The 25304-nt window shown below is 64.5% G+C and carries 27 protein-coding genes; 18 read left to right on the top strand and 9 right to left on the bottom strand.

Annotation, left to right across the window (positions count from 1 at the left end; translation table 11 throughout):
* Positions 1–59: 59 nt before the first annotated feature.
* From DCG74_RS35565 to DCG74_RS35555, 3 genes are all read right to left on the bottom strand, one after another.
* The gene (locus tag DCG74_RS35565) at positions 60–2210 is read right to left on the bottom strand and encodes an adenylate/guanylate cyclase domain-containing protein (RefSeq protein ID WP_172785720.1); all 2151 of its coding nucleotides are present in this window, start codon (positions 2208–2210) and stop codon (positions 60–62) included.
* Between the two features lie 20 nt (positions 2211–2230).
* The gene (locus tag DCG74_RS35560; RefSeq protein ID WP_172785721.1) at positions 2231–2899 is read right to left on the bottom strand and encodes a hypothetical protein; all 669 of its coding nucleotides are present in this window, start codon (positions 2897–2899) and stop codon (positions 2231–2233) included.
* A 188-nt stretch (positions 2900–3087) separates the two neighbouring features.
* Positions 3088–4227: an HD domain-containing phosphohydrolase gene (locus tag DCG74_RS35555; RefSeq protein ID WP_172785722.1), complete on the bottom strand. Its 1140-nt coding sequence runs from the start codon at positions 4225–4227 to the stop codon at positions 3088–3090.
* A 243-nt stretch (positions 4228–4470) separates the two neighbouring features.
* On the opposite strand from DCG74_RS35555, the gene DCG74_RS35550 reads away from it, so the two are divergent.
* The 13 genes from DCG74_RS35550 to DCG74_RS35490 all read left to right on the top strand — a co-directional run bounded on the left by DCG74_RS35550 (position 4471) and on the right by DCG74_RS35490 (position 17304).
* Positions 4471–4794: an STAS domain-containing protein gene (locus DCG74_RS35550; protein ID WP_172785723.1), complete on the top strand. Its 324-nt coding sequence runs from the start codon at positions 4471–4473 to the stop codon at positions 4792–4794.
* Positions 4794–5159: a response regulator gene (locus tag DCG74_RS35545; RefSeq protein WP_100231554.1), complete on the top strand. Its 366-nt coding sequence runs from the start codon at positions 4794–4796 to the stop codon at positions 5157–5159. The genes DCG74_RS35550 and DCG74_RS35545 overlap by 1 nt, the downstream gene beginning before the upstream one ends.
* Positions 5156–7240 carry a chemotaxis protein CheA gene (locus tag DCG74_RS35540; RefSeq protein WP_172785724.1) on the top strand — a complete coding sequence of 695 codons (2085 nt, stop codon included), beginning with the start codon at positions 5156–5158 and terminating at the stop codon, positions 7238–7240. The genes DCG74_RS35545 and DCG74_RS35540 overlap by 4 nt, the downstream gene beginning before the upstream one ends.
* A complete protein-coding gene (locus DCG74_RS35535) occupies positions 7240–7701 on the top strand; it encodes a chemotaxis protein CheW (RefSeq protein ID WP_172785725.1) in 462 nt (153 codons plus the stop codon). The genes DCG74_RS35540 and DCG74_RS35535 overlap by 1 nt, the downstream gene beginning before the upstream one ends.
* Positions 7702–7743: 42 nt before the next feature.
* Positions 7744–9441 carry a methyl-accepting chemotaxis protein gene (locus DCG74_RS35530; RefSeq protein WP_172785726.1) on the top strand — a complete coding sequence of 566 codons (1698 nt, stop codon included), beginning with the start codon at positions 7744–7746 and terminating at the stop codon, positions 9439–9441.
* A gap of 65 nt (positions 9442–9506) precedes the next feature.
* The gene (locus DCG74_RS35525) at positions 9507–9995 is read left to right on the top strand and encodes a chemotaxis protein CheW (RefSeq protein WP_100231558.1); all 489 of its coding nucleotides are present in this window, start codon (positions 9507–9509) and stop codon (positions 9993–9995) included.
* A gap of 60 nt (positions 9996–10055) precedes the next feature.
* Positions 10056–11858: a methyl-accepting chemotaxis protein gene (locus DCG74_RS35520; protein ID WP_172785727.1), complete on the top strand. Its 1803-nt coding sequence runs from the start codon at positions 10056–10058 to the stop codon at positions 11856–11858.
* A gap of 134 nt (positions 11859–11992) precedes the next feature.
* Positions 11993–12847, top strand: coding sequence for a protein-glutamate O-methyltransferase CheR (locus tag DCG74_RS35515; protein ID WP_172785728.1), 855 nt, complete (start codon positions 11993–11995; stop codon positions 12845–12847).
* Positions 12848–12863: 16 nt separating this feature from the next.
* Positions 12864–13955, top strand: coding sequence for a chemotaxis response regulator protein-glutamate methylesterase (locus DCG74_RS35510; protein ID WP_172785729.1), 1092 nt, complete (start codon positions 12864–12866; stop codon positions 13953–13955).
* Between the two features lie 5 nt (positions 13956–13960).
* Positions 13961–15688 (top strand): chemotaxis protein, encoded by a 1728-nt coding sequence (locus tag DCG74_RS35505; RefSeq protein WP_172785730.1) that lies wholly within the window; start codon positions 13961–13963, stop codon positions 15686–15688.
* Positions 15689–15840: 152 nt separating this feature from the next.
* Positions 15841–16284 (top strand): hypothetical protein, encoded by a 444-nt coding sequence (locus DCG74_RS35500; protein ID WP_172785731.1) that lies wholly within the window; start codon positions 15841–15843, stop codon positions 16282–16284.
* A gap of 154 nt (positions 16285–16438) precedes the next feature.
* Complete coding sequence (locus DCG74_RS35495) at positions 16439–16723, top strand: hypothetical protein (protein WP_172785732.1); 285 nt, start codon at positions 16439–16441, stop codon at positions 16721–16723.
* A 134-nt stretch (positions 16724–16857) separates the two neighbouring features.
* Positions 16858–17304, top strand: coding sequence for a CHRD domain-containing protein (locus DCG74_RS35490; RefSeq protein WP_172785733.1), 447 nt, complete (start codon positions 16858–16860; stop codon positions 17302–17304).
* A gap of 45 nt (positions 17305–17349) precedes the next feature.
* On the opposite strand, the gene DCG74_RS35485 is transcribed toward DCG74_RS35490, so the two are convergent.
* The 4 genes from DCG74_RS35485 to DCG74_RS35470 all read right to left on the bottom strand — a co-directional run bounded on the left by DCG74_RS35485 (position 17350) and on the right by DCG74_RS35470 (position 20432).
* Positions 17350–17715 carry a VanZ family protein gene (locus DCG74_RS35485; RefSeq protein ID WP_172785734.1) on the bottom strand — a complete coding sequence of 122 codons (366 nt, stop codon included), beginning with the start codon at positions 17713–17715 and terminating at the stop codon, positions 17350–17352.
* 98 nt (positions 17716–17813) lie between these two features.
* Positions 17814–19406: an EAL domain-containing protein gene (locus tag DCG74_RS35480; protein WP_172785735.1), complete on the bottom strand. Its 1593-nt coding sequence runs from the start codon at positions 19404–19406 to the stop codon at positions 17814–17816.
* Between the two features lie 454 nt (positions 19407–19860).
* A complete protein-coding gene (locus DCG74_RS35475; RefSeq protein ID WP_172785736.1) occupies positions 19861–20025 on the bottom strand; it encodes a hypothetical protein in 165 nt (54 codons plus the stop codon).
* Positions 20026–20300: 275 nt separating this feature from the next.
* Positions 20301–20432 (bottom strand): hypothetical protein, encoded by a 132-nt coding sequence (locus tag DCG74_RS35470; RefSeq protein WP_257187612.1) that lies wholly within the window; start codon positions 20430–20432, stop codon positions 20301–20303.
* A 607-nt stretch (positions 20433–21039) separates the two neighbouring features.
* Between DCG74_RS35470 and DCG74_RS35465 the strand changes: the two genes are divergently transcribed.
* The 4 genes from DCG74_RS35465 (at position 21040) to DCG74_RS35450 (ending at position 22830) form a co-directional block, all read left to right on the top strand.
* A complete protein-coding gene (locus DCG74_RS35465; RefSeq protein WP_172785737.1) occupies positions 21040–21201 on the top strand; it encodes a hypothetical protein in 162 nt (53 codons plus the stop codon).
* Between the two features lie 300 nt (positions 21202–21501).
* Entirely contained in the window at positions 21502–21807 is a 306-nt protein-coding gene (locus DCG74_RS35460) for a hypothetical protein (RefSeq protein ID WP_306557961.1), read from the top strand.
* A 41-nt stretch (positions 21808–21848) separates the two neighbouring features.
* On the top strand, positions 21849–22265 hold the full coding sequence (locus DCG74_RS35455; RefSeq protein ID WP_172785739.1) for a hypothetical protein: 417 nt from the start codon (positions 21849–21851) through the stop codon (positions 22263–22265).
* A 286-nt stretch (positions 22266–22551) separates the two neighbouring features.
* Positions 22552–22830 (top strand): hypothetical protein, encoded by a 279-nt coding sequence (locus DCG74_RS35450; RefSeq protein ID WP_257187486.1) that lies wholly within the window; start codon positions 22552–22554, stop codon positions 22828–22830.
* A 15-nt stretch (positions 22831–22845) separates the two neighbouring features.
* Here DCG74_RS35450 and DCG74_RS35445 read toward each other — a convergent pair whose 3' ends face one another.
* A complete protein-coding gene (locus DCG74_RS35445; protein ID WP_172785740.1) occupies positions 22846–24018 on the bottom strand; it encodes a hypothetical protein in 1173 nt (390 codons plus the stop codon).
* A gap of 505 nt (positions 24019–24523) precedes the next feature.
* On the opposite strand from DCG74_RS35445, the gene DCG74_RS35440 reads away from it, so the two are divergent.
* Positions 24524–24763, top strand: coding sequence for a hypothetical protein (locus DCG74_RS35440; RefSeq protein ID WP_172785741.1), 240 nt, complete (start codon positions 24524–24526; stop codon positions 24761–24763).
* A 33-nt stretch (positions 24764–24796) separates the two neighbouring features.
* Here DCG74_RS35440 and DCG74_RS35435 read toward each other — a convergent pair whose 3' ends face one another.
* Positions 24797–25123: an Ig-like domain-containing protein gene (locus DCG74_RS35435; RefSeq protein WP_246708834.1), complete on the bottom strand. Its 327-nt coding sequence runs from the start codon at positions 25121–25123 to the stop codon at positions 24797–24799.
* Between the last annotated feature and the right edge of the window lie 181 nt (positions 25124–25304).

Genomic DNA, 25304 nt, shown 5'->3' with positions numbered 1-25304 from the left:
ATTTCGCTGCGCTAAATGTGAGCCGACCCTCCCCCTCCAGGGGAGGGTAAGGGGCCACGTTACTTTCCTTCCAGCGTATTGACCGGTGTCCAGTCCGGCGGCGGCGGAGTCTCCGTCAGCACTTTCGCGCGCTTGGCGAACCGAGCTGACGCAGGATCGATCTTCGCGACGCCGTCGAACGCATCGGCCGCCTTCGCAAACTCGCGTGCCCGCCAGCACGCCAGCCCTTCCGCATATGCTGCGGCCACCTTCGCCTGCTCGGCGCTCTCCGCGCCGGTTTCCGCCAGCGGCTCGAACACCCTGATCGCCTCGCCGCGGCCCTGCACCCTGATCGCATCGAGCTCGCGCCAGGCGAAGCTATCGCCGGTCTGCGCCATCGTGGTTTCGGAGGCCATGATCGCGGTGCCGTAATATTTGTTGGCGCCCTCGAGGCGTGAGGCGACGTTCACGGTGTCGCTCATCACCGTGTAGTTGAAGCGGCGCCGCGAGCCGATATTGCCGACCACGGCCTCGCCGCTGTTGAGCCCGATGCGGTGCGACAGGTCGTGACCGGCGAAGGCGGGATGGCCGGCATTGAGCTCGGCGAGCTTGTCGTGGCACTTCAGCGCGGCACGCACCGCGTTGCGCGCGTGGGCGGGATCGTCGGCCGGTGCGCCGAACATGGCGACGATGGAATCCCCGATATATTTGTCGACGTAACCGCCATGGCCTTCGATGATGTCGGTCATGGCGGACAGATATTCGTTCATCAGCGTCACCAGCTCGCCCGGCGTCATCGTCTCGGCGATCGACGAGAATCCGCTGAGGTCGGAGAAGAACATCGTGACGTTGCGAGTCTCGCCGCCGAGCGCCGGCATCTTGCCGGAGGCGACCATGGTCTCGATCACCTCGGGCGCGAGGTAAAGGGCAAAGCTCTTGCGCAGGAATCGCTCGTCGCGATCGGCCAGCACGTAGCGATAGCCGATCATGATCGCGAGCGCGGCAAGGCTGGCGAGCGCCGGCTCGGTCAGCGGCAGCGCCAAGGCATGGACGAATGCGCCGACGGCAGCGACCAGGTAGACGATGGTGAGGCCGAGCCAGGCGATCAGCGCGCCACTCGGTGCGAGCACGCCGGCCGCGCAGGCGATGATGGCCGCGAACGCGATCGTGAGAAGGGTCCGCGCGGGGAAGCCGAGCTCGGTCACGGCATCGCGCTCGATCAGGTTCCGGACCGCAGCGGCGTGCACGAACACACCGGCGACGTCGCTGCGGGCCTTTTGCGCGATGCCGGCGGGCGCGGGCAGGGCACATCGTGCCGACGGTGTGCCGTCATGGCCGCCGGACAGGCGCATCGAGGTGAGCTTGCGATCCTCGAAGTTGAGGACGGTCCCGAGCAGAACGACCTTGCCCTCGAAGGCGCGCCGGAAGAAATCGCGGTCTCCTTTTTCGACGCAGGCGCGCAAGTCGGCAAAGGAGAAGGTCGGTACGTCGCGGCTGAGGCCGCGGAAGTTGAGCGTCAGCGTGTTCGGCACGGCGCTCGGGATCGCGTAGCCGGATAGCTCGGCCGCACCGGATGGCGCAATCTCGAGCTTTGCGCCGAGCGCGCGGGCGGCGAGCTCGACCGCCATTGCGGGCACCGGCTTGCCGTCGATGTCGAAGGTGAGCGGCATCCGCCGGATGACATCGTCCGTATCGGTGTGGACATTGAGCGCACGGACGTTGTTTCGCACCGCCAGCTGCTGCGCACGGTAGGGCGGTTCTGGATGGTCGTTGCTCAGGATCTCGCCGAGCACCAGCTTGCCATTGTCCGAGATCTGCCGCAGCGCGATCAGATAGTCCCGGTCAAATCCCCTCACACGGCTGCCAAACGATGTGTCGCCAAAGGGAATCTCGGACTGCTCGATCGAGTTCTTGAAGATGACGTCGAAGCCGATCACCTTGGCGCCGCCGTCGCTGATGCTGCCGAGCACCCGGCCGATCTCGCGCGTCCAGGTCTGCGTCGGCGATCCCTTGAACGGCGGAGTTTCGTAGGTTTCGCCGTCGATGGCCACGACGACAACCGGCGATGTCGCGGGATCGCGGCGCTCGCCGATGATCTTGCCGCGCAGCGCGGTGAGGATGTCGAGCGAGAGGCCTTGCAGCGTCTGCAGCGGCGGGGACGTGAAGATCGCGCCCGCGAGGAACGCGATCAGAATCGCCGCAACGATGTCCCGTCCCCCGATCCGCCGCATCGCCCCGTCGCTAGGTCCGCCTATTCGAGCCGCAGCAGGCGGCCGATGATCGGGGTCGGCGAGGAGGTGGCGCTGGCGTCGATCTGGAAGGTGTAGCGCTTGGCACCGAGAATGGCGAGGTAGCTGCCGCCCGGGGTTAGTGTCTTCCCGGCCTTGGCGAAATCATAGAACTTGCCGCCGACCATGGCATCGCCCTTGAGCGGCACGCTGATCGTGGGCTCCTTGCCGTCGGTGCGTTCGATCACCAGCGTGCCGCCGGCTTTGGCTTGCACCAGTGGCGAGACGCCGTAAAGCGTCGGCAGCTTGGCCGGCCCGCCCTTGGCGTCCGAGCGCATGGTGCGGAAGGTCGTCGCGGCGCTCTGGTTCGCTTCGCGCTCCGACAGTTTTGCCGCATTGGTATCGCACGGCACCTTTTCCCGCTTGACCTCGCCCAGCTGCACGGTGCTCTGCTCAGCGCCGACCAGGACGACACCCTCGCTGATGGTCTCGCGCTGGCAGGACTTCAGGTAGCTGAGCGTGATGCTCGCCTTGGGCCCGAGCTTGATGATCTTGCCCGGCGCCACGTAGTCCATGAACGCGATGCCGTCGACCTTGCCCTGGATGTCCTCGACGATCGCAGCGGGAGTCTCCGCCAAAGCGGGGGCCGCAAGGCAGAATGCGCCGACACAGGCGCCGATCAGGCTTTTCATGGGAATTCTCATCCAATTCGACGATGCTCTGGTGCCCCGTCCTGGTTCGATGCCTAGCAGCACGGCGCCGGGGCAAGTGTGACCAGAATCACTCATAGGTCTTGGTGCCACTTTAGCAGGAACAGGTTCAAGCCGGCGACCGGAGAAACAATGTCAAGCCGCGGCAAGATGTTGGCGGATTGATCGGCTCAGGCGGTCGGGACGGCCTCGGTCGGGGTGTCCTCGTCTGAAGAGATTTCCGCCGCACTCTCCTGACTGGGAGCGAGAAGGGCCTCGGCGCTCGGCAAAGGAATCGTTCGCGGAGCGCCGGCGATCTCGACCACCTCGTCCCAGCGCGACAGGAAGGCCGTCACGCAGGCCGGATCGAACTGGCGCCCTGCGTTCTCGACCAGGTAGCCGCGCGCGACGTCGAGCGGCATCGGTTCCTTATACGGCCGCCGCGTCGTCAGGGCGTCGAAGACGTCGGCGACCGCCACTACGCGCGCGGCGATCGGGATTTCATCCGCCTTCAGGCCGCTCGGATAGCCTGCGCCGTCCCAACGTTCGTGATGGCCTGCAGCAATTTGCGCGCCGAGCCGAATCAGCTCGCAGCTGGAATCGGCCAGGATGCGCTCGCCGATCGTCGCATGCGTCCGGATCACCGCCATCTCCGCCTCGGTGAGCCTGCCCGGCTTGAGCAGGATCTTGTCGGGAATGGCGACCTTGCCGACGTCGTGCAGGGGGGCGGCGAGATAGATGTCGCGGCAGAGCCGGGCCGGCAGGCCGAGCTGCTCGGCGATGATGCGGCTGTAGCGGGCGACCCGCAGCGTGTGCTCGCCGGTGTCGTTGTCGCGGTATTCGACCGCGAGCGCGAGCCGCAGGATGATCTCCTCCTCGCGCTCACCGAGCTTTCGTGTCGCGACCGCGACTTCGCTGGCCAGGTGCGCGGCGCGGTCGTTCAGCTTGCGTACGGCTGCACCAAGCTGAACCAAATTCCGCAGGCGCACCGTCATCTCGACGCTCTGCGGCTGCTTGGGCAGGAAATCGGTTGCACCGGCCTGCAACGCTTCCATCTTCACGTCATCGGTCTGACGCGAGGTGATCATCGCGATCGGGATGTCGGCGCGGCCGGGAAGCCTGCGGAAGGTGCGGATGAAGCTGATGCCGTCCATGTGCGGCATCTCGTAGTCGACCAGCACCAGATCGAAGGCGCGCTCCTGGGCGCAGGCCAGCGCCTCCACAGGATCGAGGAAGGTGGTGGCCTCGACCAGACCTTCAGCCTCGATGTGGCGTTTCAGGAAGTTGAGGACGGAGCGGCTGTCGTCAACCAGGAGCGCTTGGGTGAGCATCGGGCTCTGTTCGCTGGCAAAGGCACGAACCCAAGCCATTACCGAAGCGGATTTAACACGAAGCAAATTCGACGCGGATGTGCGTGTCCAGCCCACGATGTGGGCAGGTTGTGCACGTCTGCATGCGGTTGCGCGAATTCCGGAAGAATGTGACCCGTAGTTGTACGGATGCCCGCGTTAGGAGTTTGCTCACCGGATTCGCGTCAAACGAGTAGTGGAATTTTAGCAAAGGCGGATGCTGCGATGTCGCTCAACCCCACCGAGCCGAAGTGGTCGCTGCGGTTGCCCGCCGATTGCAGCATTGCGGCCATCCGCAACGTCTATGGTCTCATTCGCGAGGCATTCGGCCGCCAGGAGCGGCTCGAGATCGACTGTTCCAGCGTCGACAAGGCCGACGTGACCTCGATCCAGCTTCTGCTGTCGACCGCCAAGACCGGCGAGGCCCAGGGCCGTCCGGTCGTCCTGACCTCCTTTTCACAATCTTTGCGCAACACCCTTCGCCGCGCCGGCTTCGCCAGCGAGGCGATGATCGATCAGCATTTCCCGCAAAAGAAAGATGGCACCTGATGGCCACGATTTTGACCGTCGATGATTCTCCCAGCATTCGGCAAATGATCAAGGTCGTGCTCGAGCCGGCCGGTCACAACGTGATCGAGGCCGGCGACGGCGCGCAAGGGCTCGCCAAGGCGCAGGCTGGCAAGCTCGACCTCGTCATCACCGACCTCAACATGCCCGTCATGAACGGGCTGGAGCTGATCCGCGCATTGCGCAAGCTGCCGAGTGCGGTCGGCATGCCCATCGTGTTCCTGACCACCGAATCCAACGACACGGTGAAGCAGGAAGCCAAGAGCGCCGGCGCCACCGGCTGGATCACCAAGCCTTTCAAGCCTGAACAATTGCTCGCCGTGGTCGGCAAGCTGGTGCGCACATGAGCGCAATGGACCCGACCGAGGTCTTTCGTCAGGAAGCCAGCGAGCTCTTCGAAGTTCTTGAAGGCGCCTTGCTCGATCTCGGCCAGCGTCCAGACGACCGCGAGCTGGTCGATTCCGCCTTCCGCGCCCTGCACACGATCAAGGGGTCGGGCGCCATGTTCGGCTTCGACAAGGTCGCCTCCTTCACCCACGAATTCGAGACCGCCTTCGACCGCGTCCGCAAGGGCGAGATCAAGCCGACGCAGGAGCTGATCTCGGTCGCGCTCGCCGCCAAGGACTACATCCGCGCATTGATCGAGGATCCTCAGTCGACCGACGACATCATCGGCGAAGCCATCCTCGACGACCTCAAGCGCTTCGTCGCGGCCGACATGCCCGTCGCCCTTGAGGCCGAGGCCCCTCCGCTGGCGCCTGCCGAGAGCAAGCAGGCCGGCTGGCACCTCTATCTGGAGTTCGAATCCCACATCCTGCGCAACGGCTCGAATCCGCTCGACCTGTTGGAAGATCTCTGCAAGCTCGGTCCCTGCTTTGTCGTGCCCGTCACCGACGGCATCCCGTTCCTCGACGAGATGGATCCGGAAGACTGCTATCTGAAGTGGGACGTCAAGCTGCACGCGGCCTGCGACAAGGATGCGATCGACGACGTCTTCATGTTCGTCCAGGACGAGATGAAGCTGACGCTCTCGCCTCTGGAGCATGTCGAAGCCCCCGCGCCGGCCCCGCTGTTCCAGCTGCTCGACGAAGAGCCGGCGATCGCCGAAATGGCTGCGCCTGTGGTGGAGGCCATCGCCGAGTTGCCCGCCGCAAGGGCCGAGCCCGAGTTCGAGGCCAAGCCGGACGTCAAGCCGGAGGTCAAGCGCGAGGCGGCACCCGCCCGCCGCGAGGACGCCAAGCAAGAGCGTAGCATCGCCACCGTTCGCGTCCAGGCCGAGCGCCTCGACGAGCTGATGGACCGCGTCGGCGAGCTCGTCATCGCCCAGGCGCGGCTGACCCAGCTCGCCGCCTCCGGCTCCGACCTCTCGATCAAGATGATCGCCGAGGAGATCGAGCGCCTTGCCTCGTCCCTGCGCGACACCACGATGGGTGCGCGCATGGTGCCGATCGGCTCCTTGTTCGGCCGCTTCCGCCGCCTCGTGCACGATCTGTCGCGGGATCTGTCAAAGCCGGTCGAATTCGTCACCTCGGGCGAGGATACCGAGCTCGACAAGACCATGATCGAGGCCCTGGCCGATCCGCTGGTGCATCTGATCCGCAACGCCATCGACCACGGCGTCGAGGACACCGCAACGCGCGCCGCCAGTGGCAAGACCGAGCAGGGCCGGATCGAGCTCGCCGCCGTGCATTCCGGCGCCCAGGTGCTGGTCACCGTGAAGGACAATGGCGGTGGTCTCAACACCGCGCGCATCCGCGCGAAGGCGGAAGAGCAGGGGCTGATCGCAGCCGGTGCCGTGCTCAGCGATCACGAGATTCACCAATTCCTGTTCCACCCGGGCTTCTCGACCGCGCAGACCATCTCGGCGCTGTCGGGCCGCGGCGTCGGCATGGACGTGGTCAAGCGCACCATCGAGAACATGCGCGGCTCGATCGACCTGTCGACCCGCCCGGGCCAGGGCACCACCGTGACGCTGCGGCTGCCGCTCACGCTCGCGATCATCGAGGGCCTCCTGATCCGCGTCGGCGAAGGCCGTTACATCATTCCGCTGTCGGCGGTCGAGGAATGCGTCGAGCTGACGGCCGAGGACGAGCGTTCGCGCGGCCGCAACTTCCTCAACGTGCGCGGCAATCTCGTGCCCTTCCTGCGCCTGCGCGAGCTGATGGCCGCCTCCGGCGCGCCGGACCGGCATCAGAAGACGATCATCATCTCGACCGGCGAGACCCGCGTCGGCCTCGTCGCCGACCAGATCATCGGCAACCACCAGACCGTGATCAAGTCGCTGTCCAAGCTGCACTCCGACGTCACCATCTTCTCCGGCGCGACGATTCTGGGTGACGGCACGGCCGCGTTGATCCTCGACGTCGCGCAGCTCGTCGCAATGGCGCAGTCGAAGGTCGAGAAGCAGCATATCAGCGAGGCGGCGTGATGAACGACGGTTTGGCGGGCGAGCATCAGTCCGGCGCGATGCAGGTCGTGATGATCGGCCTCGGTGAGGAGAAGTTTGCACTCGACGCCGGTCTCGTGCGCGAGATCATCGATCCCGTCCCCGTGACCAAGGTGGCCGGCGCGCGCGCCTTCGTTCCCAGCGTGATCAACGTGCGCGGCAACGTCATTCCGCTCGCCGACCTGCGCATTCGCTTCGGCATGCCGCAGCTCGACAACTCGGCCGACACGCGCATCGTCGTCATCGAGCTCGAGCTGGACGGAGAGCCGGTTCTGGTCGGCGTCACCGCCGACAAGGTCTACGAGGTCACGGAGATCTCGCAGACCGACGTGCAGCAGACGCCGCGCGTCGGCATGCACTGGAAGCCGGAATTCATCCGCTTCATCGCGAAGTGGCGTGAAGAGTTCGTCATCGTTCCGAACATGGAACGCATTCTGAATTGAAAGCAAATCCAATCGCAAGATTGAGGGGCTGAGGGGCTGCACATGCGATTTACGGTCAAGGCTAAGCTTGCAAGCGCGTTTGGCGTCGTCCTGGTGCTGTCCATGGCCGCAGGCGGCGTTGCGTACGTGAAGCTCAACGACATGATCGTCGCCGCGGAGGGGCTGGTCTCGCGTGCTTCACGAATAGCGCATGCCGCCGACCTTGAAAAAGGCATCCTGTTCCAGGTCCGCGCGGAAAAGAACGCGATCCTTGTGCCCGAGTCGGAATCCGAGAGGTTCCTCGCGGAGATCGCCAAACTGCGCAGTGGTGTCCTCAAGACGAAGGACGAGATTTACGCGGTGGCGACGCCGGAAGGAAAGAAGCTTCTGGAACGGTTCGGCACCGCCTACGCCCGCATGAACGTGGTGGAAGACGACACGCTCAAGGTCGCGAAGACCGACAAGGTCAAGGCGACGGAGCTGTCGATGACGTCCGTCCGCAGCGCCGTTGGGGAATCGATGGAGGCTGCCGAGGCCTATATCGCTTACGTGAAGACGGCGATGGACGAGCAGACGGCCCATGCCCGCGAGGAGAGCAGCAGAGCGCAGTTCATGCTGATCGCATTCGTTCTCGGCTCGCTCGCGATCGGCATCATCGCGGCAGTCTGGATCTCCGTCAGCATCGCCCGCGGGCTTGGCCGCGCGGTTGGTCTCGCCGGCGCGGTCGCGGCGGGAGATCTGAGCCAGACCATCAACACCGGCAGCAACGACGAAATCGGAGATCTCGTCAAATCGCTCAACCTCATGGTCGAGAAGCTTCGGCAGATCGTCTCCGAGGCGCTCACAGCCGCGCAGAACGTCTCCGCCGGCAGCCAGGAGCTCTCGGCAAGCGCCGAGCAGCTGTCGCAGGGCGCGACCGAGCAGGCCTCTTCGGCGGAAGAGGCGTCGTCCTCGATGGAGGAGATGGCGTCCAACGTCAAGCAAAACGCCGACAATGCCAACCAGACCGAGAAGATTGCGGGTCAGTCGGCGAAGGACGCGGAAGCCAGCGGCGCTGCGGTGAGCCGCGCGGTCGAGGCCATGCAGACGATCGCGGAAAAGATCACGATCGTGCAGGAGATTGCGCGGCAGACCGATTTGCTCGCGCTCAACGCCGCTGTCGAGGCCGCGCGCGCCGGCGAGCACGGCAAGGGCTTTGCCGTCGTCGCCTCCGAGGTGCGCAAGCTTGCCGAGCGCAGCCAGGCCGCGGCCGCCGAGATCGGCACGCTGTCGAGCGAGAGCGTGAAGGTCGCGCAGGAGGCGGGACAAATGCTGTCCAAGCTCGTGCCCGACATCAAGAAGACCGCGGAGCTGGTGCAGGAGATCACCGCGGCCTGCCGCGAGCAGGACGTCGGCTCGGCCCAGATCAATCAGGCGATCCAGCAGCTCGACAAGGTCGGTCAGCAGAACGCCAGCGCCTCCGAGCAGGTATCCTCGACCTCCGAGGAGCTCGCTTCGCAAGCCGAGCAGCTCCAGTCCACCATCTCGTTCTTCCGCATCGAGCATGCCGGGCGGGAGGAAGCTGCTTCGCCCGCGCCGATCGACCGCGCCGTCAGCCAGCTGCGGGCCAAAGCCGCGCACATGGCGGCGGCGGATCGCGGCACCAGGAAGCCGGCCCCCGTTCGCAAGCCGGCCCGTGCAATGAAGGTCGCCGGTGGCGGTGGCTTCGCCTTCGACATGCATGACGGCGAGGACGAGCGCGACGCCGAGTTCCAACGCTGATCAGCCGGTCGGGCTCTCATGCCGGGCCGCATTCATTTGCAACCATCGGATCTCTGGACTGCATCATGGCCGCAACCTCGCAATATCTGACGCTCGGGCTCGCCGGCGAGACGTTCGGCATCAGCATCCGCAACGTCCGTGAGATCCTCGACATGCGTCCGATCTCGCGGCTTCCGCACGCCCCGAACTTCCTGCTCGGCATGATCGACGTGCGCGGCAGCGGCTATCCGATCGTCGACCTCCGGACCAAGCTCGGCCTGCCGAGCGTGCCGGCCACCGAAGCCACCCGCATCATCATCCTCGACGTGCCGATGAAGGACCGCCTGGTCGGCGTCGGCTTCGTCGCCGATTGCGTATTCGAGGTCACCGACATCGACGAGCAGGCGATCGAGCCAATCCCCGAGGTCGGCGGCAAATGGCAATCCGATTATGCCGCCGGCATCGGCCGCAAGGGCGAGAAGTTCGTCGTCATCTTCGACCTCGCCAAGCTGATGGCGAACGACAAGATTCCGGAAGGGCGCGACGCCGGTGCGGATGCGCCTCGCGCCGCCTGAGTTTGCGAGAGTGAAGCGTGGTCAAGCGTAAGCACCCCAATTCGAACCAACGAGACTGACATGAGATTCACCGTCAAAGCCAAGCTTGCCAGCGCGTTCGGCGTCGTCATCCTGTTATCCATCATCGCCGGCGCGGTCGGTTACATGAAGCTGGCCGACATGGTCGGCACCACCGAAAGTCTGGTGAGCCGCGCGGGCCGCATGGAGAAGGCCTCCGGGCTCAAGGAGGGTATCCTCTTTCAGCTTCGCGCCGAGAAGAACTCCATCCTGGCTTCGGACGCCGAATATGACCAGTTCGTCGCGGACCTCGCCAAGACCCGTGAGCAGCTGCTGAAGCTCAAGGAGGAAATCCACGCCGCGGCCTCGGAAAACGGCAAGAAGCTGATCGACGGCTTCTCTGCTGCGTATTCCAAGATGAACGCCTATCAGGACGAGACGGTCAAGCTGGCCAGGACCGACAAGGCCAAGGCGATGGATCGTTCGATGCATGACGGCCGCAAGGTTGTCGCGGACGCGCTGGACGCGGCCAACGCTTACATCCTGAACGTCAAGAAGAACATGGCGGACCAGGCCGAGCAGGCAAGGCAGGACGGCTCCCGCGCGGAGATCATACTGATGAGCCTGGTTCTCGCCTCGCTCGTGATCGCTGCCGTTGCCGCGACCTGGATCGCGCTCAATATCAGCCGCTCGCTGGGGCAGGCCGTCGGGCTTGCCGATGCAGTTGCGATCGGCGATCTCAGCCGCAAGATCGAGTCCTCCAGCAATGACGAGATCGGCGACCTCATCAAGTCGCTGAATGCGATGACGGTGAACCTGAATGCCACGGCGGCGGTCGCCAACGAGATCGCACAAGGCAATCTCATGGTCGAAGCCAAGCCGCTGTCGGACAAGGACACGCTGGGCCTGGCGCTCGAGCGCATGGTCGAGAAGCTCCGGCAGATCGTGTCGGAAGCCTTGACCGCGGCGCAGAACGTCTCCGCCGGCAGCCAGGAGCTCTCCGCCAGCGCCGAGCAGCTGTCGCAGGGTGCGACCGAGCAGGCCTCGTCCGCCGAGGAGGCCTCCTCCTCGATGGAGGAGATGGCCTCCAACGTGAAGCAGAACGCGGACAACGCCAACCAGACCGAGAAGATCGCCGCGCAGTCCGCCAAGGACGCGGAAGCCTCCGGCGCCGCCGTGGGCCGCGCCGTCAACGCGATGCAGACCATCGCCGAGAAGATCACGATCGTGCAGGAGATCGCGCGCCAGACCGACCTGCTCGCGCTCAACGCGGCGGTCGAAGCCGCGCGTGCCGGCGAGCACGGCAAGGGCTTTGCAGTGGTCGCCTCCGAAGTGCGCAAGCTCGCCGAACGCAGCCAGGCGGCCGCGGCCGAGATCGGCACGCTCTCGGCCGATACGGTGAAGGTCGCGCAGGATGCCGGCGCGATGCTGGCGAAGCTCGTTCCCGACATCAAGAAGACGGCCGAGCTGGTCGAGGAGATCACCGCGGCCTGCCGCGAGCAGGACGTCGGTTCGGCCCAGATCAACCAGGCGATCCAGCAGCTCGACAAGGTCGGCCAGCAGAACGCCAGCGCATCCGAGCAGGTGTCCTCGACCTCGGAGGAGCTCGCCTCGCAGGCCGAGCAGCTGCAGTCGACCATCGCCTATTTCCGCATCGAGCAGGGCGCAAAGAGCCAGGCGGCCGCGCCGATCGACCGCGCGGTCAACCAGCTGCGCGCCAAGGCAGCGACCATGGCGGCGGCCGAGCGTCCGGCCAAGAAGCCGCAGGCCAAGCCGGCCCGCGCGCTGAAGGTCGCCGGCGGCGGCGGCTTTGCTTTCGACATGAACGACGGCGAGGACGACCGGGACGCCGATTTCCAGCGCTGATTGTCTTTGTGGGATCGGCCTCCCAACTGGGGGCCGATCCATCTTCAGTCATTGCGTAGACGTGTAGGATTCAAGATGGCCCGTTCGGCCCGACATTCAGTGCAGGCGGTCATCCTGGACCGGAGCGTGTGGCCATGATGCCCGCCCTGCAGGATACGGCCGTGCATCTGTCCGACCGCCATTTCCGGACCATCGCCGAATTGATCGAGGGTCAGGTCGGCATCAAGTTGCCGCAGGGCAAGCGGCTGATGCTGGAGGGGCGGCTGCACAAGCGCGTGCGTGCGCTGAACTTCTCCGGCCTCAACGAATATGTCGAGAACCTGTTCGAGGTGGATCATTTCGAGACCGAGTTGACCCATCTCATCGATGTGGTGACGACCAACAAGACCGACTTCTTCCGCGAGCCGCAGCACTTCACTTTCATGAGGGACGTCGCGGTCCCCGCTTTGCTCAGATCGCATGGACGCAAGGATGCCAACCTGAAGATCTGGAGCTCGGCGAGCTCCACCGGCATGGAGGCCTACACCACCGCGATGGTGCTGGACGACATGGCGCGGAACGGCGCGCGCTTCCAGTACCGTATCCTCGGCACCGACATCTCGACCGCGGTGCTACGCCTCGCCAGGACCGCGATCTACACCCGCGACGTGCTCGCGCCGGTGCCGGAGCCGTTCGTGAAACGCTATTTCTCGTCCTCGCGCGACAAATCGCGCGGCGAAGTGCGGATCATACCCGAGCTGCGGCGCGTGACGCACTTCATGAGGATGAACCTCATGGACAAGTCCTATCCCGTCGATCGTGACGTCGACATCATCTTCTGCCGCAACGTCCTGATCTATTTCGAGCGCGAGACCCAGCGCAAGGTGGTGGAGCAATTGTGCGGCCATTTGCGTCCGGGCGGCTATCTGCTGGTCGGGCATTCGGAGTCGATGATTCACAGTGCGGTGCCCGGGCTGAAGCAGGTTCAGCCAACCATCTTCCAGGTCTAGGCGGAGCGCAACCACAATGCCGAGGGAGAAAGTTCGCGTGCTGATCGTGGACGATTCGGCGTCGGTGCGCCAAATCCTGCTGACGATCCTGTCCGAAGATCCCGAGATCGAGGTGATGGCGACGGCGTCCGACCCGTTCGTTGCAGCCAGGCGGCTCGAGAAGGAGCTGCCCGACGTCATCATCCTCGATCTCGAAATGCCGCGCATGGACGGCCTGACCTTCCTGCGCAAGATCATGGCGCAGCATCCGATCCCGGTGATCATCTGCTCCTCGCTGACGGAAGCGGGCTCGAACGTGATGTTCGAGGCGTTCGAGGCCGGTGCCGTCGACATCGTGCCGAAGCCGAAGATCGACACGCGGCAGGCGCTGCTCGAATGCTCGACGCGGCTGCGCGAGGCCGTGAAGTCCGCCGCGCGCGCCCGGGTGCGTCCACGGGCGGAGCGCCGCGCCATCGAGAAGAAGCTGACCGCCGATGCCATCATCCCGCCGCCGGTGCAGGGCAGGGTGCGGCCGACCACGGAACGCATCGTGTGCATCGGCGCCTCGACCGGCGGCACCGAAGCACTCAACGACGTCCTCGAGATGCTGTCGCCGCATTGTCCGCCGCTTCTCATCGTCCAGCACATGCCGGCGGGCTTTACCGCAGCCTTTGCCAAGCGTCTCGACGGCGTCTGCCAGATCCGGGTCAAGGAGGCCGAGGACGGTGAGCCGGTGCTGCCGGGTTGGGCCTATATCGCGCCGGGTGCGCGGCACATGCTGCTCCAGCGCATCGGCCTGCGCTACCAGATCGCGATCAAGGACGGCCCGCCGGTGTCGCGGCATCGCCCTTCCGTCGACGTGCTGTTCCGCTCCGCCGCCCAGCATGCCGGCGCCAACGCGCTCGGCGTGATCATGACCGGCATGGGCGATGACGGCGCGCGCGGCATGCTGGAGATGAAGAAGCTCGGCGCCGCGACGCGCGCGCAGGATGAAGACAGCTCCGTGGTATTCGGCATGCCCAAGGAAGCCATCGCCCATGGCGGTGTCGAAAAGGTCGTCTCGCTGCACCAGATCCCGCGCGAGATCATGTTCTGGTATCAGGCCGGGCATCCCGCGGTGGCAGGCTGACGGCAATGTCGCTCATTCCAGCCAATACGCTCACCGAGGCGATCGCAGGGATCGAGGGCGTCTCCTCGCGTATCGAGGACGTGTTCGCGCGCGTCGGCCACGAACTCGGACGCGGCCATCTCATCTTCAAGGAGCTGAACCAGGGTCTCGCGGCGCTTTCCGCCGAGCTCTCCGGCGCGGAGATCGAGGGCGCCGCGACGGCGCTGCAGGAGATCGCTGCGCGGCTCAGCGAGCTGGCGCAGGCGCTGCCGGCCGAGACCGCCCTGCTCGAGACCATCGGCAAGAGCACGGCGGAGGCGTCTGCTCTGCTCAAGCCGCTGTTCAAGCACATCCAGATGATCACCATCATCGCCCGCAGCGCGCGGATCGAGGCGGCTTCGCTCGACGGCGATCGCGAGGGCTTCCTCGCCTTCACGCAGGAGGCTTACGATCTCGGCAAGGCGGTGCAGGGCGCGATCGAGGGCTGCGCGCGCGATCAGCAGCGGCTGTCCGAGGCGGTCGCCACCGCATCCGGCCGGCAGAAGGAGTTCGAGGGCCGTTACCGCAATCAACTGGCGGCGGAGAGCGCCGAGCTCGGCTCCGCCTATGCCGAATTGCGCGATCAGCGCGGCAACAGCAGCCATCTCGCCGATCTCGCGAGCGCCAGCACCAGGAAGATCGCCGAGGCGGTCGGCAGCGCGATCATCTCCTTGCAGGCCGGCGACAGCACGCGCCAGCGCCTGGAGCATGTCGCTCACGGCCTCAGCCTCGTTTCGGGGCCCGCCCCGAGCCTCGTTCCCGAACCTGTCGCGAGCGAGGACGGCGCGCGCACGATCTGTCAATTGCAGGCGGCCCAGCTCAGGGATGCCCAGCGCGAGTTCGGCGGCGACATCGGCCAGATCGTTCGCGCGCTGACCGCCATCCTGCACGATGCGGGCAGTGTCGTCGGTCATGGCCGCACGCTGTTCGGCGGCGAGGACGGCGGCGCGTCCTCGTTCCTGGCGCGCATCAAGCAGACGCTGGCGCACGCCTCGACGCTGATTACGACCTGCGAAGGCGCCGGCCGCTCGGTCGATGAGGCGCTCGCGATCGTCGAGGACACGCTGACGAAATTCCGTCAGGCGATCGCCGGGCTCGCCGAGGCGACCGTCGACATCACGCTGATCGGCATGAATGCGGGTCTCAAGGCCAGCCATCTCGGCAGCCGCGGCAGCGCCTTCGTCGTCATCGCCAACGAGCTGAAGGCCACCTCCGACCAGGTCTCGCTGGGCGCGGGACGCTTGAGGCCCGTGCTCGACGGTATCGAGCGCTCGGCGAGGGAGCTGAAGCAGCTCCGCGTGCAGGGCGATACCACCCAGCTCACCCAGCTCGAGCCGCAGATTCTCCAGGCGCTGCGCGAGGTCGAGGCCGGCAATGAACGGCTCGGCAAGCTGATGAGCCGGCTCGTCGATGAAGGTGCGGAATTCGAGCGGCTGATCAATTCGGCGCAAGGCCTGATGAGCACGCTCGGCGAAGGTTCCGCGGCGTTGCCCGCGGTCGCTGCGCGGCTCGAGACCGCGAGCGCGGGCGGCCAGAAGCCGCGGCCGCAAGCGCAGGACGAAGCGACGCTCGATGCGCTGTTCGCGCGCTACACGATGGAGCGCGAGCGGGACGTCCACCGCCAGTTCCTGCAGACGCTCGGGCTGACCTCGGTTGCCACCGCATGCCGGGCCGAGGCCGTCGAGGCTGCCGACGACGGCATCGAATTGTTTTGACGGTGCTGCGGGCACCGCCTCGCGGCGCCCTGCAGCAATTGACGGATTGGTTTTGCAGGGCATTAACCGTGGCGGAATGCTCGCCGTGTCGGTCATTGTCGCGCCTCGAGCTTCGTTGCAAATACGCATGGAAATCACGGGTGGATGTTTCCATGCTGAAAGAGGGCAAATACGCGGCGTGGTTCAGAACCGCGCACGCGCAAGGCACGGGTATCGTGCATCTGGCCCAGGGACGAATCTCGGGCAGCGACAGCTTCTTCAACTATGGCGGCTCCTATCAGTTCGAGGACGACCGGCATTTCACCGCCGTCCTGACCACGCGGCGACATGCGGACGGGCCGCCGACCGTGTTCGGGCTCGACGAGGTCGAGGTCGAGCTCTCCGGCGTCTATAGTGGTGCGATGGCGACCTGCTCGGGAACGGCCCGCGAAGCGCCCGACGTGAGCTTCGAAGTAACGCTGATCTACAGCCAGGAAGAGGCGCCGGCTCCCGACGCCCGGGGCGCGGTCGTCAAGCTCAAGGCCGACAAGCTGCCCAAGAGGCTCGACAGCCGTTCACGGCCGCGGCATCGGTTCACGACGGGTTCGCCGAAGTAAAACCGGATCGGCAACAATTCCGCGCAATTCCATTCGCGCCTGCCGCCCGGTTAGCATCGCATTGACGTTGTTGTCTCGAATTCGCGCTGCAGCAACTCTGCCTTTAGAAGCGAGAGCTATCCAGTCCGCGATCGATCGAGTGTGGTGGAAGAACATGCCTCAAATCTGGATGACATATGACGAGCTCGGCGCGCTTTGCGGCTGCGGTGCAACGGAAGCCCGGAACCGCGCCATCCATCTGTCGCTCGATCGTCGCAAGAGCCGCGACGGCGCAACGCGCGTCAAGCTCGATCTGGCACTGACGGCCAAGTTCTTCGCGTCGGTTCGCGAGGCGGATTTCGATCTCGACTGCGCCATTGAAGCGCTGCACGACACCCACCGCCAGATGGCCGAGCTCCTGGTTCCCTCCGGGCGTCACACGAGGCGCGGGGCGGCTTGAGCCGACGCGTGATGCGCTTGTGAAGGTCTAATTCCCGCAAGCGTTGTCCCGAATCAGCATAAGCTCTGTGTGGAATGTCCGGCAGTCCTCGGTGTTTTCATCGCGGGACGAGCAGAATCCGCAGGAGGAAGTGCATGAGCAAAGCCGTGTGTCGACGGTCCGTGGCACTGTTGGGAGCGCTGGCGCTGGTCGGAGGCGTCAGCGCGACGAGCGGAACGGCCGGTGCGGAGGTCGTGAAGCTGCAAGCGGAACTCAAGGGAAGCAACGAGGTGCCGCCGAACAGCTCGACCGGATCGGGCAAGGCGGAGGCAAGCTACGACACTGAAACGAAGGTCCTGACCTACGTCGTCACCTTTACCGGGCTGACGGGACCGGCGATGGGAGCGCATTTTCACGGTCCCGGCGAGGCCGGAAAGAATGCCGGCATCGCCCTGCCGTTCAAGACGGCGCAAAGCCCGATCCAAGGCAGCGCCACCCTCACCGACGCGCAGGCGGCAGATCTGTTGGGCGGAAAATGGTACGCGAACATTCACACCGCCGCGAACCCAGGCGGTGAGTTGCGCGGTCAGATGATGAAGTGAGGAGCGTGGCGCCCGGTCATTGCGCCGAGGCAAAGGCTCGCCGCTTCAGGACGGTGGTCTGGGCAGGAACGCCAGGATCATCTGTGCGAGCATGACGCCCACGGTGCCTCCTGCCGCCTTCTGCAGCACGTCGAGAAAGCCTGGATCGCGGTCGGGTATGAACGCTTGCATCAGCTCCAGCCCCATGGCGACCGCGATGACGAGCGAGCATGCCAGGCTGAACCGTCCCGGCAGCAGGAACGACAGCAGGAAGCCGAGCAGGCCATAGGCGCTGAAGCGCTCGATCACGACGACCCAATAGGCCTCGTGGTGTCCCAACAGCGCGGGCCGTCCCGACAGCTTCGCCAGCGTGGCATAGACGATCAGCGCCAGACAGATGCTCGCGGCTGTTATGAGGTGGCTCCTGCGCATGGCCCCAACATACAAGCTTGCTCGCCGCTCCGGTTTGAAAGCGGAAAATATCGTTAGAAAGTATCGTTAAAGCCTCGGCGGCTATGAGCACCGGCCAGTCAGGCCACCAAAGCCGTCGTACCGGATGTCGCCGCGCCCGACTGCGCAACCCGGCGCGACTCGAGGAGCTCATTGAATTTTGCGGCGGGCAGGGGCGGCGCAACCAGATAGCCTTGGCCTTCCTCGACGCCGGAGGCGAGCAATGCGCGCAGCTGCTCCTCGGTCTCGATGCCTTCCGCGACCACGCTCATATTGAGGTCTTTCGCGAGCGCCACCAGCATTTCCACGATCGTGGTCGTCGATGCGTCCACCGTGATCGTGTCCACGAAGAACTTGTCGATCTTGATCGTATCGGCGCCGAGGCCCTTCAGCCGCGACAGTCCGCTATGGCCGACGCCGACGTCGTCGATGGCGACGCGGAAGCCGCGGTCCCGCAGCTCGGCCACGACCGAAGCGGCGCGCGCAAGATCGTCCAATTCGTCGCGCTCGGTGATCTCGACCACGATCTGGCGCGCGGAGATGCGTGCGGTCAGAACCGTGCGCCGCAGCGTTTCGACGAAGCCCGCACTCAGGAGGTGCTTGGGCACGACGTTCAGCGACAGCTTGAAATTCTTGTCGGCCCTGAGCAATGGCCTGAGCTCGGTGAGCGCCGATCCCAGGATCTGCCAGGTCATCGCCTGGATGCGCCCGCTGGATTCGGCGAGCGGAATGAAATTCATCGGCGGGATGACCGAGCCATCGCGGCGCAGCCAGCGAACCAGAATCTCGCAACCCTTGATCCGACCGGTCCGGAGGTCGAAGATGGGTTGGTAATATGGCTTGAATTCGCCGGCCGTCAGCGCCCGGTCGAGATCGGCGACTGGCCCCTCCATGCGACGGCTGCGTGCCAGCAGAATACCGAAGATCGCGCCAAGTCCGAGGGCCACTGCGAGCGTGGGCCAATAGGCCTCGTTATTCCAGCTCGACAGCACCGCGTGCTCGAGCTGGATCGTGGCATGAAGCGGAAGCCGAGCGGACGTCCGCTCGAAGCTGATCGGCGCCGGCAGAGACTTGCCGGCGTCGGTCTGGAATTCGCCGAGCTTCTCGCCATTGCTCAAGGCGAGGATCACCTGGCTGTGCGCGCGCAGCTCGGCCGGCATGATATCGAACAGGCTGGCATTGATGCCGACAATGGCGACCAGAGCGGAGCTGCCATCGACGTCCCTGAGCACGCCCAAGGCGTCGCCGCCGAACTGCTCGACGCGGAACAGCGAAAGTGTCTTGTCGCGCGAAGGCAGCATGTCGCGGCGGTCCACCCATCCCTTGTCGAATTCGAGCGTCTCGGAATAGGCCGAGCAGATCACCGAGCCGTTCGGCTTGACCAGGCGGACGTCCTTGATCGCCGAGCGCTGGTAGACGTGCAGACGGATGGCTTGCAGCGCCGCCGGCTCGCAGCTGGCGAAATTGCGCCGCGCGAGTTCGTCCAGGCTGCCCGCGGCAAAATCGACGGCAAGCTCCGATCGGCGCAGAACGACCTCGGTCAGCTCGTTGAGCTGATGCGCCTGTTGATGGCGGATGACGGCCTCCGCGGCGAAATGGCCCGCCAGCCCAAACGCCAACATGCTCGCAAGCACGAGCGCCGCAAACGGAAGGCTTGGTCGCAGCAATCTCATCCGGTTTCAGGCGAATTAGGGCAAGGCGAAAATACGAGCAGGCTTGGAGATTGATCCTAGCCAGCGGGGGCTAAGATAGGGTTTAACGGAGGGACCAGCCCGAATGGGCCGCCGCGCAATGCCCTGGCCAATGGTCAGGCGGCTCAGGGCTAGAAACAAGCAGGGAAAGTTGAGCAGTATGATCAGGACGTTAAGCCTCGTCGTGGCGTTGACAATCGGAAGCTCCGTGGCCTCGGCGCAAGGAACCAAGGACCAGCCATCGGGTACTCAGCCCACGTCCGCGACCCGCAGCGGCACGGGCACCAACTCCGGATCGGATCCGATGGGCGGAGCCTTCAAGGGAACGGGGACGCCCAGCTACGGAACCAGTCCCGGGATGGGGTCCCAGAAGCGGACGCAGAATTAGGTTGCGGCGGCTGGGCGGGCCACCGCAGGCAACCCGCTCAATCGACCCTCACTGTCCGAGACGATGGCGGACGGGAACGACCCCGGGATAGGGGCGGCTGGGCCTGTCGATGCGGGGCGTTGCGGACTCGCAGGCGGCCCGCAGCCGGAGCACCACGAAGGCGATGTTGAGCGCCAGCCAGACCAAGACTGCGGAAATGGCAAAGTGGAGCACTGCCAGACCTCGCTGTGAGAGCCGGACCAACATCCCAAGGTTGATTTGGTTCCTCCCACCGCGGCGACGGCTGTGCCGCGCTGCCTGACGCTCCACCGAACGTCCGAAAGATCTGTCTTGGCCGGCGGGCTGAAGAAAGCTCAGCGCAGGAATTTGCGAAGCCGCTTTTGCGCTTTGGCCTCCATGACGGCCCGTTGTCTCATCGGCGACATCCCTGGACGTTCACTGCAGCGGCCGGCCACGAAGCCGAGGCGAGCGCCGCTGCACTGCTGCGATCAGCTCTTCTTAGCCGCCTTCGACTTCAACGAAAGACCAAGCCGCAACGCCATGCGCTTGACCGCATCAGGCGAGCGCCCGAGAGCTTTTGCTGCCTGCTCCAGCGAGGCTGCAGACTTGGCCAGCTCCATGAGCCGGCGATCTTCCTTGAACGACCAGGGCCTGCGCGCCATAACCGAAATGATCCTCTCGTCGACACAACGACAAAGCCGCCAAGCGGACCCATGTTCGCTCGACGGCTTTGCTTGGGTGGGGCCGAGCTTGGGGGAGCCCGGTGAGAGATGGATAAGCAATCGCTGAGAGTTCGCAACAAACAACGCGGGTTAAGCTAACCTCTCAACCTTACCGCGATGAAGTTGCCGCATGACGCTCCGTAGAACAACGGATGCTACGTCGGCACTGGCTTCGCGATGGCAGCCAGATGCCGTTGACGAGGTGTCAGTGCCTGTTCTGCAGATCGCGGCATGCCCCGAGTACCGCGCATTCCACCGTTTCGTTCGAGGCTGCTGCCGCAGTGAACACGGGTTAACATCGTGGGCTGGATATCGCCCTCGAACGATGAGAGATTTCGTCATCCCCTCGGGCTCGTGGTTCTTGCAACGACCAAACTTCAAGCATCACGTTGCACAAACTTCATGTTCCTCTGACAAAACTTTCAGCGCCGATGATCTTGAAGTCGTCACAACATCACGTTGAAATGAGCCGGGAGGAGCGTTCCGATCATTGGGAACATTCCAAATGTTTGCAATTCTGGTTTTGATTTCGATCTTTGCAGCCGGCTTTTGCTGCGGCTATGGCGTGCGGGCATGGCGCTCCCGCAAGCGGTCGGCACGATATCGTCTCTATGCGCCCTACACGCCGGCAGCGATGGGCGCCAAGCAGAGCGAGCATCCATCGTAGTGGCTCGGCCATGGGCGGATGTGAGAGCAAGCTGATCTCGCCGTGCGGCCCGGTCGGATAACCATGCGCAGTTAGGTTAACGTGATGCGGTTCTTGAGAGCTTCGGAAAGGCAACCTAGAACGTAGCAATTCATGGCGAGACTTTACTTTAGCCGCCTCCATATTTTCGCGGCTCGCATAGGTGGGCGTGAATGGCGTATTTGATTGCGTTGCTGGGCGCGACCTGCGTCCTCGTTTTGATCGCGTTTGTTCGTAGCTTTGAGCGGCGGCTGAAGGATCGCCCAGGGCCATGGATCATGAATGAGGGCCCTGCGCATGACTGATCCAAGGCACAACGCGCCGCGCAGATATTTCGTCGACGCCCAAGGGCATCGTGTGCTGATCGGCCTGTCTCCGGAGGAGACGGCGGAGTTCGAAGCACTGGACCTCGCATCGAACGAGACAGGACAATTCACATCCGAGGTCCGCGCACGGGTAGGCGCCGCTGCGGACGGCGAAGTCCGCTGGCTCGAGCTCTATGCCAGGCACGAGGGAGCTTGGCGGGCATGGATCGCACAAAGCCAGACCGGACGGGCGCCGGATTCAGGATTTGTTAACTACGTCTGACCGATGGTACCCGCCTGGATCTCGTATGTGGGATGGCCCGGATGTTTCAGCTGTTCCTGAGAGCGCGCGCACACAATCTCCTCGGCTCCCGCCGCGAGGACAAAACCTTCAAGGCCCGCTCGGCCGAGCGCGATGCGGAGACCGACCGCGTGCGGATCGGAGCTGTTTTGGCGGCGATCGAAACCGCCTTGCAGGAGGCGGAGAGGGAGCAGGCCGGGCTCAACCGGCGTGTCGACGATGCCCTTGCGCGTGCTTCCGTGACCTTCGGAAACGGCACCGATGAATATCTCGAGCGGGAGGCGCTCGATAATTATCATCAGGATCTCTTCGCGGCCGACATCTCGAACGGCCAGCGCCGGCTCAAGGAATTGGCGAGCACCATTGCTCACTTGAAGTTCGTCAAGACCGCAATGCTCACGCGCTTTCCGGATTTCAAGCCGCCGCAGCTCAACAGCTAGGAGCGCGTCCGCGGCCATCCTTCGAGACGCCCGCTTTCAGCGGGCTCCTCAGGATGAGGACGGAGCGCGCGGCAGCGACAGTTTCAACGGGCACCGTCGCCGATCAGCCTCATCCTGAGGAGGCGCGTTAGCGCCGTCTCGAAGGATGAGGCGCGCGCTCGGATGGTGCACAGCCCTGCCGGCACGCAGGGCAAACCGCGTGACAAATCGGCGCGGTTTGCCGTTTGGCGCCTCGTTCCTTTTTGGTATGGTTCGGCAAGCATTCACCGACTGAAGGAGCGACGAGGTGCCGGTCAAGAATTTGCGGACATTGGTTGGGCTGGCATGCGCTTTGACCCTGGCGGTGCCGGCGACGGCCTCGGCCATTACCGTCGAAGTGGCGCGGGCATGCGATGCGGCCGTGGCCAAGGCCTTTCCGCCCAGACAAATAGGCAACCCCGCAGCGGGGAGCACCAAGGGAACGGGCAAGGACCAGCGCGAGTACTTCCGGAAATGCGTCGCCAACAACGGCAAGGTCGACGACATGCCGGCGGATGCGCCAAAGGACAACAAGCCGGCCAAGTAAAACGGGAAGGCTGCGTTATCGTCGCGGCGGCGGGCAGGGCGAATAGAACGCGCCGTTGATCGCATTGATGCGCTCGACGCATTGGTTGGGATCGGTGATCGTCCCCGCAACCGTGAAGTCGTAGCCCATGCCCTTGACCAAGACGATGTAGCGGCCGGGCGCGAGCGTGAAGCCGTCCTGCTCCGGTTGCAGCAACAGCATTCTCGACTGGTCGTCGATCGGTCCTACCTTGTAGGGGTAGGACATGCTGCGGATGACCCAGGAATCGCCGGCGCTGACCATGGCCGCTTTCCCGGTCGCATCGACGCCCATGGCGCGGGAGACTTTCGCGATCACCCGAACTTCGGTTCCGCCGGCCTCGACACCCCCATCGGGCCTGAACACGATGAATTTGACATCACCGTCCGGCACTGTGGTCACGCTCGGCGTGTTGATGGCGGCCGAGATCGCGACGCGCCGGTCCGGAATCTTTCCGGGTACCGGCTTCAGCTCATGGAGCTGGCCCTCGCTCAAGGCGTAGACGCCGAACGTCGTCGGCAAAGGCATCGAGGGGTGCGCCGCCGGCGCCGGGCTCTCCGGCGTCCGTTCCGGGGTCTCGCCCGCCGCGGGAGTCGGGGTCGCGGTCGGTTGAGGCTCGGGACTTCCAGGCGTGCGCTCGGAGAGCGGCGCCACCTGCGACAATGCGCTCAGTTGGGTCTTCAGCCGTGGCCAATAGACGATCGCGGTGCCGGCCCCGGCGATCAGCAGCAGGATGGCGCTCAATCGCACCAGCGAATTGAAGGCTCTGCTCCGTTTGGACTGGTCAAGCGAACGTGGCGGTGCGGCAGGATGGCCCGGCGTCTCGGGAGCCGTCGGAATGGGCGGAGGAACAGGGACGTCGACCAGCGGAGAATTCGCCGCGGAAACTGCGGCAGCCTTTGGCGGTGATGATATTCCGCTTCGCTCAAAGGACCGTTCGACCTCCCGGATGGCGTGTTCGAGGACTTGCTGGAGCTCTCGCGCTTCCCGCGCATCGGCGTGGGTGAATTGTTCCAGAAGCTTGACGCGAGCCAGCTCGTAGACGACATCCCGCATCTGCCTGGGGTCGCCGGAGACTTCGCGGATCCGCTCCGATAACAGGCGGACGAGTCCGGCCTTGATCTCTTGCGCCTGCGAGGCGTTGGCTGCTGTGTCGCCGGTCTCGGTCATCAAGGCCGATCAACTAGCCCGGATAGTGCCGTTCTGCTAGGCTTTTTCACCCCGGACCCCGTTGGTCGCGGTGAAACGCGCTGATGCTCCGGCCCCGCAAAGGTCCTGTGCGATCGTCTCGTAGAGCTTGCTTTTGGGCAGAAACCTGTGACATTTCGACCAGCTCCTTCATCCGGTGTGTGACCATGCGCGGCATTTTGACAGCAATCATGTTTTTGGCCTTTCTGGTTCAGTCTGCTTCGGCACAAGGGACCAAGGACCAGGCCAACACCACGAGCTCCAGCATCGTGACGACACCTGAGAAAAAGAAGCAGACCACTCAGGCTGCCTCTCGACCTACCGCCGTCCGGAACGTGGGGAGCCTTCCCACCGGAAAGGCGGCCCAAGGTGTCTGGAGAGATGGCAAGCTGATTGCCGTGCGCCGATGAGGTCGCGCAAGGAACCGTGATGCCGCCGTGAAGGAACGGTGTTCGCCTCCCTGACGTTCTTGCTCGGGAGATCTGGCATGAAACGCTTAGTCTTGATCACACTCGCGCTTGTGGTGCCTGCCGGCGCCTGGGCCCAGGGCGTCAATGACCCCTCGAGCCCCAATCGCAACGTGATCATCGTCAACCCGTCGCAGCCCGCGCCGCCCAACGCGACGCCGAATATTCCGAGCCGGATCGAGCCGCCTGTGACGAGGGGCGGATACGCCCGTCCCTATTACGGGAATAGAACCCGGGGCAGCGGGTCGAGCCGCCGTTAGTCGCGCTGAACATCCGCCACGAGGCGGAGCGGGCTATTGCGGATTGACCTCGACCTCCAGGGTCGATGTCCCCGGAGCGTGACGGTTCTTGCCCGAGATCAGCAGCGTGAAATTGTCGCTGCCGCGCGCCCCGGCTTCTGCCGAATAGCGGAAGCCGGACCCGACCACCGCCAATTGCCCCCGTGATGGCCCGCTCACGACCGATACCTTGAAGATCTGCATGTACGACCAACGCAGTCCCTGGATGCAGTCGGCTCCAGGCGCGATCGACATCGTCCATTTCACGGTGTCTTGCGACAATTCAAACGGTGTACGCTCCTTGACGCAGGCGGGACTGGCGTGAGCCGTAAGGGCAGGCATGGCGGACATCGCAACGGTAACACTCAACAGCAATACCGGTCCTACATGCATGCACGGCAACTCCATCAGCGAATGCCGAAATCTAGCAGCGATGACCTAACGAGGCCTTGGGACCAAGTTATTGTCTTTGAGGCGCTCATCCGAGGCTGATCGCAAATAGGCCGATTATCGGTCGGCCTCT

Source organism: Bradyrhizobium sp. WBAH42 (genome assembly GCF_024585265.1).
Taxonomy (GTDB): Bacteria; Pseudomonadota; Alphaproteobacteria; order Rhizobiales; family Xanthobacteraceae; genus Bradyrhizobium.
This window is presented reverse-complemented; position numbering and strand designations above follow the sequence as displayed.

Coding starts and splice junctions, on each gene's coding strand:
- DCG74_RS35560 (WP_172785721.1), bottom strand. CDS start 2,899: ATGAAAAGCCTGATCGGCGCCTGTGTCGGCGCATTCTGCCTTGCGGCC.
- DCG74_RS35500 (WP_172785731.1), top strand. CDS start 15,841: ATGCTGAAAGAGGGCAAATACGCGGCGTGGTTCAGAACCGCGCACGCG.
- DCG74_RS35525 (WP_100231558.1), top strand. CDS start 9,507: ATGGCCGCAACCTCGCAATATCTGACGCTCGGGCTCGCCGGCGAGACG.
- DCG74_RS35530 (WP_172785726.1), top strand. CDS start 7,744: ATGCGATTTACGGTCAAGGCTAAGCTTGCAAGCGCGTTTGGCGTCGTC.
- DCG74_RS35455 (WP_172785739.1), top strand. CDS start 21,849: ATGTTTCAGCTGTTCCTGAGAGCGCGCGCACACAATCTCCTCGGCTCC.
- DCG74_RS35465 (WP_172785737.1), top strand. CDS start 21,040: ATGTTTGCAATTCTGGTTTTGATTTCGATCTTTGCAGCCGGCTTTTGC.
- DCG74_RS35460 (WP_306557961.1), top strand. CDS start 21,502: ATGAGGGCCCTGCGCATGACTGATCCAAGGCACAACGCGCCGCGCAGA.
- DCG74_RS35480 (WP_172785735.1), bottom strand. CDS start 19,406: ATGAGATTGCTGCGACCAAGCCTTCCGTTTGCGGCGCTCGTGCTTGCG.
- DCG74_RS35540 (WP_172785724.1), top strand. CDS start 5,156: ATGAGCGCAATGGACCCGACCGAGGTCTTTCGTCAGGAAGCCAGCGAG.
- DCG74_RS35510 (WP_172785729.1), top strand. CDS start 12,864: ATGCCGAGGGAGAAAGTTCGCGTGCTGATCGTGGACGATTCGGCGTCG.
- DCG74_RS35545 (WP_100231554.1), top strand. CDS start 4,794: ATGGCCACGATTTTGACCGTCGATGATTCTCCCAGCATTCGGCAAATG.
- DCG74_RS35490 (WP_172785733.1), top strand. CDS start 16,858: ATGAGCAAAGCCGTGTGTCGACGGTCCGTGGCACTGTTGGGAGCGCTG.
- DCG74_RS35445 (WP_172785740.1), bottom strand. CDS start 24,018: ATGACCGAGACCGGCGACACAGCAGCCAACGCCTCGCAGGCGCAAGAG.
- DCG74_RS35535 (WP_172785725.1), top strand. CDS start 7,240: ATGAACGACGGTTTGGCGGGCGAGCATCAGTCCGGCGCGATGCAGGTC.
- DCG74_RS35470 (WP_257187612.1), bottom strand. CDS start 20,432: ATGGAGCTGGCCAAGTCTGCAGCCTCGCTGGAGCAGGCAGCAAAAGCT.
- DCG74_RS35495 (WP_172785732.1), top strand. CDS start 16,439: ATGCCTCAAATCTGGATGACATATGACGAGCTCGGCGCGCTTTGCGGC.
- DCG74_RS35505 (WP_172785730.1), top strand. CDS start 13,961: ATGTCGCTCATTCCAGCCAATACGCTCACCGAGGCGATCGCAGGGATC.
- DCG74_RS35550 (WP_172785723.1), top strand. CDS start 4,471: ATGTCGCTCAACCCCACCGAGCCGAAGTGGTCGCTGCGGTTGCCCGCC.
- DCG74_RS35555 (WP_172785722.1), bottom strand. CDS start 4,227: ATGCTCACCCAAGCGCTCCTGGTTGACGACAGCCGCTCCGTCCTCAAC.
- DCG74_RS35515 (WP_172785728.1), top strand. CDS start 11,993: ATGATGCCCGCCCTGCAGGATACGGCCGTGCATCTGTCCGACCGCCAT.
- DCG74_RS35520 (WP_172785727.1), top strand. CDS start 10,056: ATGAGATTCACCGTCAAAGCCAAGCTTGCCAGCGCGTTCGGCGTCGTC.
- DCG74_RS35565 (WP_172785720.1), bottom strand. CDS start 2,210: ATGCGGCGGATCGGGGGACGGGACATCGTTGCGGCGATTCTGATCGCG.
- DCG74_RS35440 (WP_172785741.1), top strand. CDS start 24,524: ATGAAACGCTTAGTCTTGATCACACTCGCGCTTGTGGTGCCTGCCGGC.
- DCG74_RS35435 (WP_246708834.1), bottom strand. CDS start 25,123: ATGCCTGCCCTTACGGCTCACGCCAGTCCCGCCTGCGTCAAGGAGCGT.
- DCG74_RS35485 (WP_172785734.1), bottom strand. CDS start 17,715: ATGCGCAGGAGCCACCTCATAACAGCCGCGAGCATCTGTCTGGCGCTG.